This is a genomic window from Curtobacterium sp. BNK-1 (assembly GCF_048685235.1).
GTDB classification, from domain to species: domain Bacteria; phylum Pseudomonadota; class Gammaproteobacteria; order Enterobacterales; family Enterobacteriaceae; genus Pantoea; species Pantoea agglomerans.
Genome location: NZ_JBLQTJ010000004.1, coordinates 207658 through 226331 on the forward strand (window position 1 = coordinate 207658; position 18674 = coordinate 226331).

15 protein-coding genes are annotated in these 18674 nt (G+C 53.9%); 9 read left to right on the plus strand and 6 right to left on the minus strand.

Annotated features, from left to right (window positions below):
* Positions 1 to 92 precede the first annotated feature (92 nt).
* A complete protein-coding gene (locus ACMGGP_RS21415; RefSeq protein WP_181955673.1) occupies positions 93 to 983 on the plus strand; it encodes a LysR family transcriptional regulator in 891 nt (296 codons plus the stop codon).
* 196 nt (positions 984 to 1179) lie between these two features.
* Here the strand turns inward: ACMGGP_RS21415 and ACMGGP_RS21420 are convergent, their stop codons facing one another.
* The 4 genes from ACMGGP_RS21420 to ACMGGP_RS21435 all read right to left on the minus strand — a co-directional run bounded on the left by ACMGGP_RS21420 (position 1180) and on the right by ACMGGP_RS21435 (position 6705).
* Positions 1180 to 2697 carry a hypothetical protein gene (locus tag ACMGGP_RS21420; RefSeq protein ID WP_498798868.1) on the minus strand — a complete coding sequence of 506 codons (1518 nt, stop codon included), beginning with the start codon at positions 2695 to 2697 and terminating at the stop codon, positions 1180 to 1182.
* A gap of 230 nt (positions 2698 to 2927) precedes the next feature.
* Entirely contained in the window at positions 2928 to 3890 is a 963-nt protein-coding gene (locus tag ACMGGP_RS21425) for a YiiG family protein (RefSeq protein ID WP_424995671.1), read from the minus strand.
* Positions 3891 to 4031: 141 nt separating this feature from the next.
* Positions 4032 to 5891, minus strand: a complete 1860-nt coding sequence (locus ACMGGP_RS21430) for a M48 family metallopeptidase (RefSeq protein ID WP_422431278.1) — start codon at positions 5889 to 5891, stop codon at positions 4032 to 4034.
* 376 nt (positions 5892 to 6267) lie between these two features.
* Positions 6268 to 6705: a DUF2628 domain-containing protein gene (locus ACMGGP_RS21435; protein ID WP_498798869.1), complete on the minus strand. Its 438-nt coding sequence runs from the start codon at positions 6703 to 6705 to the stop codon at positions 6268 to 6270.
* Between the two features lie 401 nt (positions 6706 to 7106).
* Between ACMGGP_RS21435 and ACMGGP_RS21440 the strand changes: the two genes are divergently transcribed.
* A complete protein-coding gene (locus tag ACMGGP_RS21440) occupies positions 7107 to 7448 on the plus strand; it encodes a hypothetical protein (protein ID WP_498798870.1) in 342 nt (113 codons plus the stop codon).
* A 30-nt stretch (positions 7449 to 7478) separates the two neighbouring features.
* Entirely contained in the window at positions 7479 to 8078 is a 600-nt protein-coding gene (locus tag ACMGGP_RS21445) for a hypothetical protein (protein WP_010259156.1), read from the plus strand.
* A 230-nt stretch (positions 8079 to 8308) separates the two neighbouring features.
* On the opposite strand, the gene ACMGGP_RS21450 is transcribed toward ACMGGP_RS21445, so the two are convergent.
* Positions 8309 to 9427, minus strand: coding sequence for an ABC transporter ATP-binding protein (locus ACMGGP_RS21450; protein ID WP_052271250.1), 1119 nt, complete (start codon positions 9425 to 9427; stop codon positions 8309 to 8311).
* A gap of 325 nt (positions 9428 to 9752) precedes the next feature.
* Here ACMGGP_RS21450 and ACMGGP_RS21455 point away from each other — a divergent pair, with 325 nt between their 5' ends.
* The 6 genes from ACMGGP_RS21455 (at position 9753) to ACMGGP_RS21480 (ending at position 17242) form a co-directional block, all read left to right on the plus strand.
* Positions 9753 to 10973, plus strand: coding sequence for an extracellular solute-binding protein (locus ACMGGP_RS21455; RefSeq protein WP_033780055.1), 1221 nt, complete (start codon positions 9753 to 9755; stop codon positions 10971 to 10973).
* A 41-nt stretch (positions 10974 to 11014) separates the two neighbouring features.
* Positions 11015 to 12322: a carbohydrate ABC transporter permease gene (locus tag ACMGGP_RS21460; protein WP_498798871.1), complete on the plus strand. Its 1308-nt coding sequence runs from the start codon at positions 11015 to 11017 to the stop codon at positions 12320 to 12322.
* A 10-nt stretch (positions 12323 to 12332) separates the two neighbouring features.
* The gene (locus ACMGGP_RS21465; protein WP_010259151.1) at positions 12333 to 13184 is read left to right on the plus strand and encodes a sugar ABC transporter permease; all 852 of its coding nucleotides are present in this window, start codon (positions 12333 to 12335) and stop codon (positions 13182 to 13184) included.
* Between the two features lie 3 nt (positions 13185 to 13187).
* Positions 13188 to 14381, plus strand: a complete 1194-nt coding sequence (locus ACMGGP_RS21470; protein ID WP_033761006.1) for a glycoside hydrolase family 53 protein — start codon at positions 13188 to 13190, stop codon at positions 14379 to 14381.
* 41 nt (positions 14382 to 14422) lie between these two features.
* Positions 14423 to 16498 carry a beta-galactosidase gene (locus tag ACMGGP_RS21475; protein WP_498798872.1) on the plus strand — a complete coding sequence of 692 codons (2076 nt, stop codon included), beginning with the start codon at positions 14423 to 14425 and terminating at the stop codon, positions 16496 to 16498.
* A gap of 420 nt (positions 16499 to 16918) precedes the next feature.
* The gene (locus tag ACMGGP_RS21480) at positions 16919 to 17242 is read left to right on the plus strand and encodes a PTS sugar transporter subunit IIB (protein ID WP_010259145.1); all 324 of its coding nucleotides are present in this window, start codon (positions 16919 to 16921) and stop codon (positions 17240 to 17242) included.
* Between the two features lie 83 nt (positions 17243 to 17325).
* Here the strand turns inward: ACMGGP_RS21480 and ACMGGP_RS21485 are convergent, their stop codons facing one another.
* Positions 17326 to 18588, minus strand: coding sequence for a maltoporin (locus ACMGGP_RS21485; protein ID WP_022624645.1), 1263 nt, complete (start codon positions 18586 to 18588; stop codon positions 17326 to 17328).
* Between the last annotated feature and the right edge of the window lie 86 nt (positions 18589 to 18674).

An 18674-nucleotide genomic window follows, 5' to 3' on the forward strand; every position in this document is an offset into this window, starting at 1 on the left:
CTTTGTCGTTACGGAACAGACTGTGCTTAACGCAGAGAATTCTGTAAAATTAATGCTTCAAAAGTTAACTATTAGCTGAGCTACTGATAACCATGATGAATCTTCTGCACTGGCGCTTGCTGGTGGCGGTGGCCGATGCCAGCAATATTTCGCGTGCTGCTGAAACGACAGGCATGACACAGTCCGGTGCCAGCCAGGCTATCGCCCAGTTAGAGTCATCACTCGGGTTCCCGGTATTCGTGCGTGAGCGCCGGCACATCGGTGTTACCGCGCTGGGAGAGCAGGTCATTGAACATGCCAGAATTATGCTGTCGCAGCTCAGCGCGATCCGCGTGCTGGCTGATGAGAGCCGGGGTTTAAAGGGCGGACGCATCTGGCTTGCCAGCTTTCCCTCTGTGACGTCCACTCTCCTGCCTGGCCTGTTGCGTAACTTCCGGCGTCTGCATCCGGGCATTGAAGTGGTGGTGCTGGAAGGGACGGATGAAGAAGTTGAGGAGTGGCTTGCAGCGGACACCGTTGAGCTGGGGGTGGTAATGAACCCCACACCCGGACGTGCTGATGTGATACTGGGACAGGACGCATGGGTCGCCGTCATGCCAGCCAGCGCTCCGCACATCGGTCAGTCAGGCGCGAACGGTATAACCCTGCAGGAACTGGCAGACCAGCCCTTTGTGCTTGCAACAGGCGGATGCGTCGTTAATGGCAAAAGCCTGATGGAACAGTCAGGATTCCACCTCTCTGACGTGCGCGTAAAGGTCCGCGACTGGATCAGCGCCTGCATGCTGGTGCGTGAAGGCATGGGTGTCGCGCTGGTGCCGGAATCAGCCCTGCCAGCGGAACGGCGCGGCCTGTCAGTGATGCCGGTCATCCCGCCTCTGCACCGTGAATTCGGGCTGGTCTGTTCGCCTTCCGGAAAAGCTTCTGGCGCGACGCAGGCGCTCCTGAACGGACTGCGTAAAGGGCAGGGTAATATCTCCGGATAAACCCACTGCACAGCTGACTTTATCCGCCGTTACCCGATCATAAACAACAGAATGGCTGGCTGGGAAAGAGAGATCGGCAGACTCTCCCGACCGCGATCCTTTCTCAACTCGCGTCTTAACGCTTTGCCGCATAGGGTGATCGGGGCGAATAACGGTTTTATGGCGTGGCGGAACACGCCTGAATCATCGGGATGGCTCAGAATTCGCGTAACTGGTCGAACAGCTGATACAACCGCGGCTGATCCACAAGCGTGGCGCCTTGCTCGCCCAGTTTCTGCTCCAGCGGGTTCAGAACATCGCACAGCACACTGTAGATCTCCTCACGCTCGACCGTCTCAATCGTCTTTGAACGCCGGTCGATGAGATTAAAGGCTTCGGTGTAGGCGGTTACAGCGGCGGTTAACAGGCTCGCCACATCCATGCTGCTATCGATGATGTTCGTGGCAGCCCGCAGGTTTTTGTAAGCCAGCGCTGCTTTTTTGGCATAAGTGGCCGAAATATGTTCGCGGCCATCCCAGTCCCGGAAAGGATTGTGCAGATTCTCAGCCAGCCATTCCGGCTTGCGTGCTTTACTCAGCGAGAGATCCAACCCCTGAGTTGTCGCCTTTTTATAAGCGGTTCTGACAGAGCTGATCACGTCAAGCGGGACGCTGGTCATCCACAGGCATGAGAGATTGGGCAACGCTTCTGGTGAGGGAAAGTCAGCCGCGCTGAAGCCAAACAGGTCGAAGAAGGTCAGCATCTGCAACTGTGGCAGTGCGGCAATACGATGCATATTGCTGGCTACGCCGGGATTTCCCCAGATGCGCAGCTCAGTTAAGCAGGTAAAGCGCTCAACGACTGACGCCAGGTCAATCTCTTTAACGCCTGTCAGTGACAATGCCCTGAGCCGGTCAATACCCTGCAGCACAGGCAAAGTCTGCGAACATTGCAGGCACAGATTGCGTCCCTCCTGATCGGCCTCTACCTGAAAACCTGAAGAAGGCGTTGCGGTGAGTGACAGCAGGGAGAGATCAGGATTCAGACGCACGCAGCTGACGCCTTCAGGGTGCAGAATAAAACGCGACAAACGAGTCGCCCCGACATCGATTTCGCTGACGACAGCGGATTGCCAGTGCAACTCATTAATGAAGTCATGCTGCTGTATATAGGCCATCAGTTCCGGGGTGCCATGGCGGGTTTCGATGGTCATCAGGCAGGGCAGGCGATCCAGTTCAGAGAGATCGGTCAGGGTTTGCAGGAGGTGGTCATTGATACGGGTGGTGTCCTGGCGAAGTGTGTGGCCGCCGACAACCACGTTGTGCGCGCCTGAAGCAGCCTTGAACCGCACACGGCTGGCCGGGTCGATCTTCTCCCAGTTTCGCTGACCAACAAGACTGTCTCCCACGTCCCAGCCGAACTTGTAGGCGTTTACTTCCTGATCTGCCAGCGGCGGCAGGTTGGCAATTAATACATGTCCCGGTGGGACATTGGCGGAGACATAACCGTGATCGAAGCTGTCTTTGACAAAATAGTAGCTACAGCGCAAAGGCTGCATACGGCTGGCTTCCGCCCTGTCAGGCAAATGATCACCTGCCCAGTCGAGCTGGAGTATGGCTGCAAGGACTTTACCTCTGGCATTAGCAGGCTGCTGGAGGTGTGTCACCTGACAGGCGACGTACTGCTGCAACTGCGGGGAATACACGCTGTAGATATCGCCGACCTTTGCTTGCACTCTCACTCCTCTCAGTCAAAATCTGATATAGCGCGCATCCTGCTCAGGGGTGCGCTTTGCCACGGATCTCAGATCCATCCAGCACACTAGCCTGGCATAACGTTTTAACGAAATGCTGGCGCGTGAACATTTTTATTTTTTTTTCGCGGCAGGTGACAGCGTCAGTCGGGTTGCACGCAGCAGCCCGACTGACGAAGCCTGCCCGGAGGCATGCGGGGCAGGTATTCAGCTTACAGGCGGTTACCGGCCTCAACCAGTTCGTTATAGGATTTTAAAACACGCATCGGTGAACCCGATACCATCCAGCCTGAATTGCCGCTTCCTTTCAGCAGACTCTGCTCACCCGTGCTGTAAGGTGTTTTATCGCGAATCCGACGCATGCGATCCTTGCAGTCTTTCAGGAAAGTTCCGGCATTATCCTGGAAGATGGACCAGGTTAATGGCTTGCCCGCTTCGCTGGCCGTTGCCTTTTCTGCCTCACTCAGCAGCGTACTGTAAGCATCAATCGCTTTTGTCATCTCTGTCACGTCGGGAGCGGAAGAGGTAAACAGGGTCGCCAGCGGTTTGGCCTGTGTGACTAATGCCAGGCGGTAGTAGCGACTATGACGGCCCTCAGACTTTTCAATCTCAACGAGTTGCGCAGCAACGACCTCATTGTTCTCTTTTTCAACTTCGGCACCGAACTGGTCGCTGGATTTCATAAAGCTGTTAAACGCCTTCATGAGTGGCGGATGCATTTGTTTGGCTTTCGCGAAGCCATCATCCTTGTAATCTTCCTGACTGTAGTAAAGATGAGCCTGCGAAACCAGCGGCTGCAATGTCGTTAAATCCGCCAGATACTGTGTTGCTGCAGCATCCAGCGCCGGTAACGTCGGTTTAGCCTTTGATGCCTGATTGATGGCTTTAGTGCAGCTCTCCAGTTCATAAGGCGTGACCTCGCCCAGTACGTTGACGCTGCGCTCTTTGCCGGTTGGCCCCTTTTCAGCATTCGCCATCCAGCTCACATAGCGCAGGGCACTATCGCGAACCGATCCATCCGTAGTGTTAAAGCAACCCACATAGGCGTTTAATTTTGTGGTGAGTTGCGCAGCGCTATCCTCCGCAACAGCCTGGGGTTGACTCTGCGGGGCGGGTTTTGCATCCGCTTTGTCACTGTTGTCACATGCTGCCAGCGGCAGCACAAGGGCAGTCACCAGCATCCCGGGTATCATGGCCCTGCTTGCTCTTTTAAACACAATCGTTCCTTTATTTATGTGGTCAGAAATAGAGAATGAAAATAAATGTTCGCATTGGCTCCCTTTTCAGCTGCGAGGAGGGAGCCGATGACAAACGGGTTATGCGCTTTGCGTCGCTGCCGCCGTTTCTTCTTTCAGCAACGCCCTGACTGTCTGATGACGATGCCAGTAATAGCCGAGGGTGTTTTTAAAGGCTTCAATCTCCTTTTTCAGGCCCGGCAGAGGGATCTCACTGCGTTTTTTTCCCTGCGAGTTTGGCTGCACATGTTGCACGTAGAGCTTATCCCGGCCGAAGCTACGAATGACGTTGATGTTTTTAACGTTATCCCACTCCAGCACTTCGCCGGTTTTCGGCGACACGATGCCCTGCCAGGTGATGACGATCTGCGAGCCATCTTTCAGGGTATAAGGAACATTGGGGAAATGCTTCAGCACCAGCGCGGTTTCCATTTCACCATCAGGTTGATAGCGCCAGGCCAGGCTCTCTTCATGCACAGAAGAGAAGTCGCGCTCATATTTCTGCCACAACTGCTGTTCAATCTCGTTGGCAACCGGCATCAGATCGACCCAGCTCTGGGCCGGGAAATCGGCGGCGATCGCTGCATAGTCAGCTTCGTTAATCTCATATCCTACGTTGCGCATCCTTTCCGCCAGCGGCGGGTGTGAATCAAACGGGTGCGGCACATTCTGCTCACGGATGACGCTGATAAAGTCCGGAGAGGCGACATGTTCTGGCAGACCGGCAGCAATAGCTTTACTGATCCCCAGTTCATTTTCGTGCAGCGTCTGATTATTAAAGAAGTTTCGCTCAACTTCATTCCGGTAGCTGGCATACGCAGATACTTTGATCAGTGATTCGATAATCGCGGCAGGGGAGACCAGCGTTGATGCATTGCGATCCGCGACAAACTCACGTTCACGGCTGTTACGCTGCCACGCCAGTTCAAACAGCATGCGATAAAGATAGAGCGGATAGAAGACGATCAGCGTGGCCACATTCTGACCCATCAGCTGCATATAGAGATCAAACCGATGCAGTTTCGGTCCCAGTAATGCGCCGGAGGCGGTGTCGCCTTCATGCAGGTGGGTCAGCTCATGGACCATCACGCCATCAGCCTGCGCAACGGTGAGCTGACGCAGGAGCGGAATACTGACATAGAGCTTACGGCCGGTGAGCGGATTCCCATTCACGTTCAGCGGAGCTTCGGTCACGTAGAAGTTGGTGTCGATACCCGCAACAATATGATCGGGTGGCGTGGTGCCCACTCTGGCGGCGAGCATATCAATCTGTGACCAGAGTGCCGGGGCCGCTTCGCGGGTCACGACTTCGCCTTCAATACTCTCTTCCGGTGGGAGTTTTTTGAAGATGCCTTTAATCATGTAATACATACCGGCCAGCACCAGCAGTCCTACTGCCATCACCAGTTTGGGATAGTAGGTCTGCGTGAAGAAGGCGGTGCCCCAGAATGAGAGCCATACCAGCATGCCGCCCTGTACCATGACTTCCAGCGAACAGGCCAGCATCAGGAACTTGCGGGCCAGCGCCAGGCTGATAACCTGTCCCTGGCGGCTTTTAAAGGCCAGCGCACTGAACAACAGCACCATCAGCAGGACAGCGCCGCTGCCGATCAGTGTCCAGAATGCCACTTTATCCATCATGTAGAACTGCCACAGTTCGGATTGCGGTTCGCAGACGGCGTTTTTGTAATCCTGCAGATTTTCATCTACCGGGCCGCAGACACTGGAAGGCGGGTTCTGCTGCAGAAACGCCTGTAGTTTGTCCGTATCCTGATGTTGTTCCCGCGCATCGTCCATGAAGAACTGCGTGTATTGCTGATCAAGTTGTTTGTTGCCATATTCAGCAAAAAACAGGGTAATGACAGGGACGAGAAACAGTGTGAACAGCAGCCAGAAAAATACCTTTAGATAACCCTTTTTCAATTCCGTTAATGTATTCAAAATAGTAACTTCCTGCATGTCTATGAAAGGGAGAAGCTGCTGCTATCAGGAAATTCCGAAAAGAATATCCTGGCCCCGGTTAAACGGTGCGGAAATATTTATGCGAGCTTCACGATATTATAATTATTGCAGAGCGATTATAAGCCAGCCTGAACCCGTTTTGAAAAGGTATAGACGGATATTTTCGGCGATTTTTTTCTTTTCCGTCAGGTTATTTTTCTGGCGGCTTCCGGTGGTTCTGCCACGACAGCACTAATTTGAGTTAGTGCTCATCACTTATTCTGTCCGGTCTCCTGACCGATGGCTAATCCCCGCCATCTGTCTGCATCAGATACACCATAATCCTATATTTTACCATCAGAGCGGTGCGAAAAAATTACCAGCGCATCCCTTTGAAGGGATTCCAGCCGTTATCGCCTTTTTTCTCTTTCAGGTAATAACTGTAATTGGTGCTCATGCCGTACAGGGCATTAAAGCCATAGCCCAGGCCAACCTGAAGATACCGTGGAAATTCCATGCCCGCTATCGCTAAGGCGATGATCAAAATAGTATAAACAACTACCATAATTAAAATCAGCATGATGTTCTTCTTCCACAGGCCGAGTACGAACAGATAAATCGGGCCGAAAAGGAAGGCAATTAAATTCATGTTCACTTTTAATTTTTGCCTGAAAGGCAGTTTTTTCAATGCCTGTCTGAAGCCTGGTGTACTGGGAGCACCATGAAGGTCGAAAAAATCAAATCGGGTCTGCCATTTCGCACTGTACTCTTTAGTTGCGTTTACTTTATTATTATTTTCAATAGGTTGATTCATGGTTGCCTCAATATCCTGCGCAGAAAACTACAGAGACCGACACTGTTTCAGACGGATGACAGCCGCATGAATGGTGCTTATCGACCGCCAGAACAGCGCATAAGAATTTTAAAAACAGGGAAGCCGCGTTAATTCGCACCAAAATAATATCGGTACGGTACAAATAGCCATGCTACACCCTGGGTGCGCTATTAGCTGCACGGGTGCCGGATTCAGGTTAAACAACAATATTTGAAAATAAATCCATCAGAATCAGTAATGTGAAAATTGCACAGGCCGGACATCTCCTGTGCTGGATGTAATTGATATTAGCACCAAAGAAAATATCGCCACAATGATAAAAATATGTTAATTTTCAAAAAAAATATTCCTCGTTCCTCACACCTTAGAAGGATATAAAGATGATCGCATGGAGCGGAGTGGGTTTTTTCGTCGCAGTATTAATTTCTGCCGCCTACCTCCTGTGTAAATGGCTGTTAGATATTTATTACTACGACGGTTTCTTTGTCTCCCATCTATGGGCGACAGGGGCTACGCTGATCGTTTCTGCCCTTTTTTGTGCGGCCTTTGTCTGGGTGCTTCGGCAGGAAAAATGGCTGGACTCCCTTGCACAAGCAACGAAAAGCCAGCCAATGATGGCCCCCGAAAAAACCCACAACTTCTTTTTTATTCCCGTTCTCTACTGGCCGCTTATTCTGTTTCTGCTCGGCTCAGGGATCTGTATTTACGACCTGACCCGATAACACTTCACATCACTGATACAGGCCATACTGATGCTGTATCAGCGAAATGGAAATATCATCAATACGAAGGAGTTCATGGTGAAATTAAGAAAATCATTAAACATTATGGGTGCGATCTGCCTGGCAACTGCCATCGGGGCTACTTCTCTGATGGCATCAGCCGCTGAGACAGCACCAGCTGCAAACACGCAGACTCAGACGATCTCTTTGCTGGATGGCAAACAGACGTTCAAACTGCAGGGCTATGAAAAGCAGCCTGTGCCGGGCGGCGGACCAGGCACCATGTATGTGAACAAGCAGGAAAAACGCGTATTGATCATTGGCGAAGAAGAGATCCCATTGATTGCGCGCGGTGGCAGTGACGCTGATTTTCTTGAAGGCGGGAAGTCTATCAAAGACAAGCAGAAGCAGGCTTCACCTTCTTATACGGTGATCAGTGAGAAAACTGAAAATACCAACGGTTTGCCGGTCTATCATATTGAAGCCACCGACAAAATGGGTGGCAACGATGTGCAACAGGCGACGCTGCTGGCGGTCGCCAACAAGAAATTCACCGTTATTCAGGTGATTTCAAACCACAAAGACAAGGCTGGCCACCTGAAAGCAGTAAACAATATCCTCGGTAAGTAAGGCCTCAGTCGATAAGCCCGGTTAGCTGATCGACCCGGATAAGGGGTTGCCGGTGGGGTTCATGAGTTTACTCAGAACACACCTGCAATGCCTTGTCTGAACAATGCTCAGGCGTCATCACGGCTTGCCCGCAAACCCCTTTCCTGACCTCTTTCTTCAGGCGTTATGCCAGGCCTGAAAACAGAAAAGGCCGTCTCCGGCCTCTCGTTAACGCTCTGCAAACATCTGCTTCAGGCTGCGCGAACCTGCGGCATCGCTATATCCGCGCTGATACGAGCACCTTCAGCATCAAACACCATGCAGTGGTGCGGATGGAAGGTGGGGCGCAGCGTCTGATAAGGACGGAAATGCACATCGCCGGGCAGCAGCATCTTGAAGCCGTCGTGGCCGTGGCTCTGACCAAACAGATAGGTGTTGTTGCCAAGTCGCTCAACCACTTCGCAGTGGAAATTGATATTCAGTGGCGCATCGCCGTTGATCTGCAACTGCTCCGGCCGGATACCCAGCGTGATCTCATCACCAGGCTGCAACTGGCGGATGGGCGAGGGGAGCTGCAGCCGATGCTCGCCGTCATTGATCAGGGCGACAAGGCCAGCAGGGCCGCACTGCTCCACGCGCGCAGGCAGGAAGTTCATCTTAGGTGAGCCGATAAAACCGGCGACAAAGCGGTTAATCGGGTTGTAATAGAGCGCCATCGGTGAACCCACCTGTTCAACCTTGCCGTAGTTCATGACCACAATCTTATCGGCCAGCGTCATCGCTTCCGTCTGATCGTGCGTCACATAGACCATGGTGGTTTTCAGCTCCTGGTGCAGCTTCGCAATGTGCAGCCGCATATCGACACGCAGCTCCGCATCCAGGTTCGATAAGGGCTCATCAAACATAAACACCCGGGGATTACGCACGATTGCGCGACCAATGGCGACACGCTGACGCTGACCGCCGGAAAGCTGCTTTGGTTTACGATCCAGCAGATGCGCAAGCTGTAGCGTCTTCGCCACCATCTCTACCTGATGCTGAATCTGCGCTTTCGGCAGGCCGTTCACCTTCAGGCCGTAACCGATATTTTCCGCCACCGTCATATGCGGGTAAAGCGCATAAGACTGAAACACCATTGCCACTCCACGGTGCGAGGGTGCGACATCATTCATGACCTCATCACCAATCAAAATCTCACCGTCACTGATCTCTTCCAGCCCGGCGATCAGCCGCAACAGTGTGGATTTACCGCAGCCTGACGGACCGACGAAGACCGCAAACTCACCGGCCTCAATATCAAGCGCGATATTTTTCAGCGTTTCTGTTTTACCAAAGCGTTTGGTGACGTTTCTCAATCTGATGCTGGACATGCTGATCCTCATGGCAAGGGATTTGGCGGCTGAAATGTATGACGTATAACAGTTTGTCTTTTTACACGTCAGCCCTGATGGTGCCTGCGCTGACTATATCGTTCCGCCAGAGTGCGCCCTACCGCTGATTTTGATTTCTGTAATAGCGATCACACATTGATGCGAACGGGCTGGAGCGTGGTACGCATTCCGCGTAGCGTATGGCTAAAATGCGATACGTTATTCACACTTCATATGCTCAATAATTCCTTGTTCAGCATGTGCCTGAAAAAAGAACATCAGCAAATGACAGCTTAAAATGTCATACCTTCACACGAGGACAGTAATGAAAATCAAAATCAGCGTTACGCTACTTCTTTCCGCATTGATGCTTAATCAATCCGCCTGGGCCGCTCAGCAACTTACCGTCTGGGAAGACATTAAAAAATCAGACGGCATCAAAACGGCGATCGCCGATTTTCAGAAACAGTTCGGCGTTGAAGTAAAAGTTCAGGAGATGCCGTTTGCACAGCAGATTGAGAAGCTGCGTCTTGATGGCCCGGCGGGTATTGGCCCGGATGTCCTGGTGATCCCTAATGACCAGCTCGGCAGCGCGGTCGTACAGGGATTACTGGCACCGCTGAAAATAGATGCAGCAGAGCAGAGCGCTTACACCCCCTCAGCAATGGCGGCTTTCACACAGAACAGTGTGGTCTACGGCGTACCCAAAGCGGTGGAAACGCTGGTGCTGATCTACAACAAAGATCTGCTGCCGTCGCCACTGAAAACGCTGGAGGAATACCGTGCCTTCTCCCAGAAGCAGCGTGAGGCGAAGCAGTATGGCCTGCTCGCTAAGTTTGACCAGATTTATTACAGCTGGGGTGTGATGGCTCCGATGGGCTCTTACATCTTTGGCAAAGACGCCAAAGGCGCAATTAACACTCAGGATATCGGTCTGAACACCCCGGGCAGCGTTGAAGCGGTGACTTATCTCAAGCGCTTCTTCAGTGAAGGATTGCTGCCAGGCGGCATCATGGGCGACAACGGCCTCAACGCCATCGATTCGCTGTTTACCGAGAAGAAAGCGGCGGCGGTGATCAATGGGCCGTGGGCATTCCAGCCCTATCAGGCTGCCGGAATCAACTATGGCGTGACACCGCTGCCGCTGCTGCCTAACGGCAAGCCGATGAGCTCCTTCCTGGGCGTCAAAGGCTATGTGGTCTCTACCTGGAGTAAAGATCAGGCGCTGGCGCAGAAGTTCCTCACCTTCATCAACCAGCCGCAGTACGTGAAAGAGCGTTATCAGAAAACCCAGGAGATCCCACCGGTCACCGCGCTGATGAACGATCCGATTATCAAAGATGATGAGAAGGCCAACGCGGTCGCGGTGCAGGCGGCGCGTGCGTCAGCGATGCCAGGCGTGCCGGAAATGCAGGAAGTGTGGGGGCCAGCTAATGCTGCCCTGGAGCTGAGCGTATCCGGCAAGCAGGAGCCAAAAGCGGCACTGGATAATGCAGTGAAGCAGATCACCATGCAGATTGAAGCGATGCAGGCCAGCAACCAGTAATGCAGGTTCACGGGATAACCGTACAGGATAAGGATCAGGGTGTGGCTATATCTTCCGATGAAAATCTGGTGACGGCTAAGCGTCCGCGTCGTCATGCGACCTCCGGTGCGCTGTTGGCACTGCTGCCTGGCTTCGGCCAGTTTTACCACCGCCAGTGGGCTAAAGGGCTCTGTTTTCTGATTTTGCTCAGCAGTTTTACCGGCGTCTTCCACGATTTTCTGCGTGAGGGATTCTGGGGGCTCTATACGCTGGGCGAATCGGTGCCGCGTGATAACTCCATTTTTCTGCTGGCAGAGGGCATTATCAGCGTACTGATTGCCGCCTTCGGCGTGGCGGTCTGGGGAGTGTCAATGCGCGACGCCTGGGTCAATGGCGTCAGGCGCGACAAGGGTCAGCAGCTGAACAGCGTGCGCCAGCAGTATCAGTTACTGCTGCGCGATGGCTTCCCCTATCTGATGATTTCGCCAGGCTTTATTCTGCTGGTGTTTGTAGTGGTGTTTCCGATTCTGTTCGGTTTCGCCATCGCCTTCACCAACTACAACCTCTATCACACGCCACCGGCAAAGCTGGTGGACTGGGTGGGGTTCAAAAACTTCATCAACATTTTTACCCTGTCGATCTGGCGCTCCACCTTCTTTGATGTGCTGCAATGGACGGTGGTCTGGACACTGCTCGCTACCACGCTGCAGTGCACCGTGGGCGTCATGCTGGCGATTCTGGTCAATCAGAAGGACCTGCGCTTTAAGCCGCTGATCCGCACCATCTTTATTCTGCCGTGGGCGGTGCCGGGCTTCGTCACCATTCTGGTCTTCGCCGGAATGTTCAACGACAGCTTTGGGGTGATCAACAACGCTATTCTCGACTTCTTTGGCATTGCACCCAAAGCGTGGATGACCGATCCATTCTGGACCAAAACCGCGCTGATTATGATGCAGACCTGGCTCGGTTTCCCGTTTGTGTTTGCGATGACTACCGGCGTCCTGCAGGCGATCCCTAACGATCTCTATGAGGCGGCGATCATGGACGGTGCCAGCGCCTGGACGCGGCTGAAAACCATCACGCTGCCGCTGGTGCTCTACGCCATTGCGCCGATCATCATCACGCAATACACCTTCAACTTTAATAATTTCAACATTATCTATCTGTTTAACAACGGCGGTCCGGCGGTGGCGGGGTCGAATGCCGGAGGAACCGATATCCTGGTGTCGTGGATCTACAAGCTCACCATGTCGTCGTCGCAATATGCTATCGCCGCCACTATCACCATTTTGCTGTCGATTTTCGTGGTAGGTCTGGCGCTGTGGCAGTTCCGCGCGACCCGGTCGTTTAAACAAGATGAGATGGCGTAAGGAAGCAGTTATGGCGAAGTCCGGCAGTATTAAACGCGAAAGGTGGATACGCCTGTCGCTGACCTGGCTGGTGGTGCTGGCCGTCTCGGCCATCATTATCTATCCGCTGGTCTGGACAGTAGGAGCATCCCTGAATGCAGGTAACAGCCTGCTCAGCAGTTCGATCATTCCGGAGAATGCGTCGCTGCAGCATTACCGCGACCTGTTCAATGGCACGGTGCCTTACCTGACGTGGTACTGGAATTCGATGAAAATCAGTTTCCTGACCATGGTGCTGACGTTGATCAGCGTCAGCTGTACCGCCTACGCTTTTTCCCGTTTTCGGTTCAAGGGGCGGCAGAACGGACTAATGCTGTTTCTGTTGTTACAGATGATCCCGCAGTTTTCGGCGCTGATCGCGATTTTCGTGCTGTCGCAGCTGCTGGGGTTGATCAACAGCCATCTGGCGCTGGTGCTGATCTACGTTGGCGGGATGATCCCGATGAACACCTGGCTGATGAAGGGTTATCTCGACTCGATTCCCAAAGATCTCGATGAGTCGGCGCGCATGGACGGTGCGGGCAACTTCCGCATCTTTGTTGAGATCATTATGCCTCTGTCGAAGCCGATCCTGGCGGTAGTGGCGCTGTTCTCCTTCACCGGCCCGCTGGGTGATTTCATCCTCTCCAGCACCATTCTGCGAACGCCAGAGCAGTTCACGCTGCCGATTGGCCTCTATAACCTGGTGTCGCAAAAAATGGGCGCCAGCTACACCACCTATGCCGCCGGTGCTGTGCTGATCGCCGTGCCGGTGGCGGTGTTCTATCTGGCCCTGCAGAAATACTTCGTTTCTGGCCTGGCCTCAGGCAGTACTAAAGGATAAATCATGACGCCAAAAACATTGATTCTCGCCCTGGCACTGGCCTGGGCGACACCGCTGCTCGCCGCCGATCAGCCTGTCATCGGCTCTGCCGGGCCGTGGCCAGCCGATTTTATCAAAGGTGCGGATATCTCATCGCTGGCTGAACTGGAGAAGCAGGGTGCGAAATTCTACAACGCAGATAACCAGCAGCAGGATGCCATCGCCATCCTGAAAGCCAGCGGCATCAACACCATACGGCTGCGGCTGTGGGTGGATCCCCGCGACGGCAGCGGTCAGACCTACGGTGGTGGCGGCAACGATCTGGCGACCACGCTGGCGCTAGCGAAGCGCGTTAAAGCGGCGGGCCTGAAGCTACTGCTGGATATTCATTACAGCGATTTCTGGACAGATCCAGGCAAGCAGTTCAAGCCCAAAGCCTGGCAGTCGCTGCCTTTTCCGCAGCTGGAAACCCAGGTTCATGACTACACCCGTGACACCATCGCTCGTTTCAAAGCGGACGGTGTGATGCCGGATATCGTGCAGATTGGCAATGAACTTAACGGTGGCATGCTCTGGCCGGAAGGCAAAAGCTGGGGCCAGAACGGCGGTGAGTTTGATCGGCTGGCCGGTCTGCTGAAAGCCGGGATCAGCGGGGTGCGTGAGAATCTCAGCGACCCGCATCAGGTGAAGATCATGCTGCACCTGGCTGAGGGCACAAAGAACGACATGTTCCGCTGGTGGTTCGACGAGATCGTTAAGCGTGATGTGCCATTCGATGTGATTGGCCTATCGATGTACACCTACTGGAACGGCCCCATCAGCGCCCTGAAAGCCAACATGGATGATATCTCCCGGCGCTATGACAAAGACGTGATGGTGGTGGAAGCGGCCTACGGCTACACGCTGGAAAACTGCGATAGCGCGGAGAACAGTTTCCAGGCCAAAGAGGAGCAGGCGGGCGGCTATCCCGGCAGCGTAGCAGGCCAGGCGGCTTATCTGCACGATCTGATCAAAGCGGTGCTGGCGGTGCCGGACCATCGCGGCAAGGGCGTGGTCTACTGGGAACCGGCGTGGATCCCTGCGCCCGGCAATACCTGGGCGACGCCCGCTGGCATGAAATATATCCACGACGAATGGAAACAGGGTAACGCCCGCGAAAACCAGGCGCTGTTTGACTGTCACGGCAAGGCGCTGCCTTCGCTGCAGGTTTTTCATTAACCATTAGCGCAAATGCTGATGTCTACCTCTGAGGAACAGGTATGAATAAATTTCCCCCGCTCAGCGCACGGGTTAACCGGCTGCTGCATGGTGCTGACTACAATCCCGAACAGTGGGCGCACCAGCCGGGCATTATTGATGACGACGTCATGATGATGAAGCAGGCGAACTGTAACGTTATGTCGGTGGGTATTTTCAGCTGGGCGAAGCTGGAGCCGGAAGAGGGGCGCTATGAATTTGGCTGGCTGGATGAGGTGATTGATACGCTCTGGCTGCAGGGGATATCCGTGTTTCTTGCTACCCCGAGCGGGGCCAGACCAGCCTGGATGTCGCAGGCGTATCCGGAGGTGCTGCGTGTGGGGCGCGATCGCGTGCCGGCTCTGCATGGTGGTCGTCATAACCACTGCATGATCTCGCCGGTGTATCGCCAGAAAGTGCAGGCGATGAACAGCCGGCTGGCTGCGCGTTATGCGCATCATCCGGCGGTGCTCGGCTGGCATATTTCCAATGAGTATGGCGGAGAATGTCATTGCGATCGCTGTCAGCAGGCGTTTCGCAGCTGGTTGCAGCGCCGATATGAGACGCTGGAGAACCTGAATCTCGCCTGGTGGAGTGATTTCTGGAGTCATACCTACAGCGACTGGTCACAGATTGTGTCGCCAGCGCCACAGGGTGAGATGTCGATTCACGGTCTGAATCTGGACTGGCGGCGGTTTATGACCGATCAGGTTACTGACTTCTGTCGTGAGGAGATTAAACCGCTGAAGCAGGCCAATCCCGATCTGCCTGCGACCACCAATTTTATGGAATATTTCTACGACTACGATTACTGGAAGCTGGCACCGGTGCTCGATTTTATCTCCTGGGATAGCTACCCGATGTGGCATAACGAGAAGGATGAGACCACGCTCGCCTGTTATACCGCGATGTACCACGATTTGATGCGCACACTGAAGCAGGGCAAGCCCTTCGTGTTGATGGAGTCGACGCCGAGCGCCACCAACTGGCAGCCGACCAGCAAGCTGAAGAAGCCGGGGATGCATATTCTGTCGTCACTGCAGGCGGTGGCCCATGGTGCGGACGCGGTGCAATATTTTCAGTGGCGCAAGAGCCGGGGTTCGGTCGAGAAGTTTCATGGCGCAGTAGTCGATCATGTGGGTCATCTTGATACGCGCACCGGTCGTGAGGTGATTGAGCTGGGCCGGATGCTGGCCGCAATGACGCCGGTGATGGGCAGCCGGGTTGAGGCGCGGGTGGCGATTATTTTCGACTGGGAGAGTCGCTGGGCGATGGATAATGCGCAGGGGCCGCGCAATCTCGGACTGCATTATGAGCGCACAGTGAACGAGCACTATCGTGCTTTCTGGGAGCAGGGCGTGGCGGTGGATGTGATTAACGGCGACTGCGATCTCAGTGGTTACGATCTGGTGATTGCGCCGATGCTGTATATGGTGCGGGATGGTTTTGCGGCGCGGGTGGAGCAGCATCTTGAGCGGGGCGGGCATTTCGTTGCCAGCTACTGGAGCGGCATCGTGAATGAGAGCGATCTGTGTTATCCCGGTGGCTTCCCGGGGCCGTTGCGGCCGTTGCTTGGCATCTGGTCAGAAGAGATCGATAGTCTGACTGATGAGGAGTTTAATGGTGTACGCGGGGTGCGCGGCAATGAGCTGGGTCTGAGTGGGCCTTATCAGGCGCGAGAGCTTTGCGAGCATATTCATCTGGAAGGGGCAACGGCGCTGGCCAGCTATGAGAGCGATTTTTATGCCGGTACCCCGGCGGTGACGGTGAATCGCGTGGGTCAGGGCAAAGCCTGGTATATCGCGTCGCGTAATGATCTGTCGTTCCAGCGGGATTTTTATGGTGCGTTGATTAAGCAGCTGGCGTTGCCGCGCGCGCTGGCGATTGATCTGCCTCCGGGCGTGGTCGTTCAGCGGCGCACTGATGGCGAACAGGCGTTTCTTTTTGTGCAGAATTTTACCGGTCAGGTGCAGCAGCTTTCGTTGCCTGCTGGGCTCAGCGATTTGATCGATGGCTCGGTTGTGGGGGAATCGCTGGTGCTGGCGCCGTGGGGATGTCGCGTTCTGAGTGTGATGCTAACTGAAGGCGCAAGCCTTTGACGTTAGTTTAATGCCGTTTGCTGGCAGGTTTAGCATCGGCTCAGGGGGCCAGTACCTTCCGCAAAGACGCAAAAGATGGCATCCCTGCCAGCTCAACACGGGCAATTACGCACCTCATCCCTGAGGTGCGCCCGTTCCCGGGCCAACGCGTTGCGTTGTTCAAAAACGCTCCCGGCGTTTTTGTCCCTGGCCCGTGATGCTTTGCTACAGGTACTGGCCCCCATCGCTTTGCGCATGGGAGTTGTCTGTTGGAAGTTTTGGACCGGCTTTAATTGCGGACTTTGTGGCGGAGGAATAGGGTTTGAGGGCAGGAAGAGTGTATTTTCTGTGAGTGCCCTGAAGCCATTCCCCCTCGTTTTCGTTTATCAGTCGTGAGTGGCGGGCAGCAGCCCGCCTTTTTATTATCTGGAGGAGAACAACATGGTGAGTCTGAAATCGTTTAAGCAATATTTCAGTCGGCAGCCGCTGACGGCGGAAGAGGTTGAGATTGACAGTGCGCTGCTGGAGCGTCTTGTAGAGTGCTTTGGCGGGCGTGAAAATATTCAGCAGGTGGACGCCTGTTTAACCCGGCTGCGGGTGAAAGTGACATCGCTGAGGGCGGTAGATACGGCAGGATTACAGAAGGCGGGGGCGATTGGCGTGGTGATTCTGGGGCAGGAAGTTCATGCCATCTTTGGTACGCAATCCGACCAGCTGCGTCAGTTGCTGGAAGCCCGATTCTTCAAGCCGCTTCAGCCGGAGTAAAAAAAATGGATAACCGTCGCCGGTTATCCAAATAAGCCCCTGCATAAGAGCTTAACAATGATCACAATGAGGAGACTGCTTGGTTACCACCAGGCTTCGACCTGTACGCCGAAGTTCCAGGTGTTGTTACTGGTGTTGTCCTGGAAACTGTGTCCGTCTTCTGAGTCATTCAGGTAAGAGGCAAACAGACGCAGTTCCGGGCGTGACATAAATTCGGGACCGGCTGCGAGACCCAGCGCCAGCGTATATTTCTGACCCGCCTGTTTATAGTCACTGCCCACTTTGTTCTCATCTTTCTGCCAGAAACTACCCACTTCGCCGATGCCGCGGACATACTGTGTGAACTGATACTGACCACGACCCACCAGCGACAGCAGGGTGCTTTTGCTGGTCTGCGCGGTGACGTCATCCGCTGAACCCCAGGTAAAGACCTGATTCAGGGAGAACTTGTCGGTGATTGGCAGCAGGCCGGTATTGATTACGCGGTAGCCGGTGGCATCGCGGGTATCGTTCCACATGTCATACCAGCCGCCGCCCTGTGAAATCATGTTTTGTGCCAGGCCTTTATTGGCATACTGGAATACCAGTTTCTGATAGCCGCCCCACATATCCTGACTGATTTCACTGGTGAGCATAACGCCGTTTTCCGCATCATACAGGCCACCATACTCTTCCTGCTTTTTAGTCGTGTTCGGCATGGCGTAATCAATACCAAACTCGGTCCAGGCGCCGCTCCACGGTTTCCAGCCAGCATACCGAAGATCGAGGTAGTTAATGTTGACGTCGTTATCGCCATCCACCCTGTAATCGACGTCATTGGCATCGCCACGGATCCAGGCAAAGGAGATCGCGCCCGGGCCCAGAGTGTAATTTTCGATACCCGCACCGGAGCCGGAGATATTCCAGTATTTGGTATCAATGATGTGCAAATCGTGACGCTGGTAGTAACGTTTACCGCCCCAGATCACCGCATTCTTGTCACCCGGCACCAGCCCTTTAATCTGCAGATTAAGCTGACGCAAACCAAACTGCGCATCGTCACCGAAGGTGGTTTCGTTATCGTTAGAACCGTCGGAGAACATGCTGACCATGGTGTCGACGTAAAAACTGACGTCATCCTTTTTGTAGACTTCGCTGCCCAGCTCAACCTCGCCGTAGGTGTCGGCTTCATTGCCGAGACGGCCAATCTTGTTCTTTTGATACTCTTCAATACCGCCATCCTGCGATACGCCAACGCCACCACGCAGATAGCCATGGAAATCAATGTTGTCGATAGCAGCATAGAGCGTCGGGGAGGTCAGGGCCGCAGCAAGCGCCACAGCAGCAGTACGTAACCTTGTTTCCATGTTATCCTCAATTTTATTTGTAATACGTTCACATGACAGCGGAAGTTAACGCTTTTTGTCAGATGAGTGACAAACAAAATCGCGAT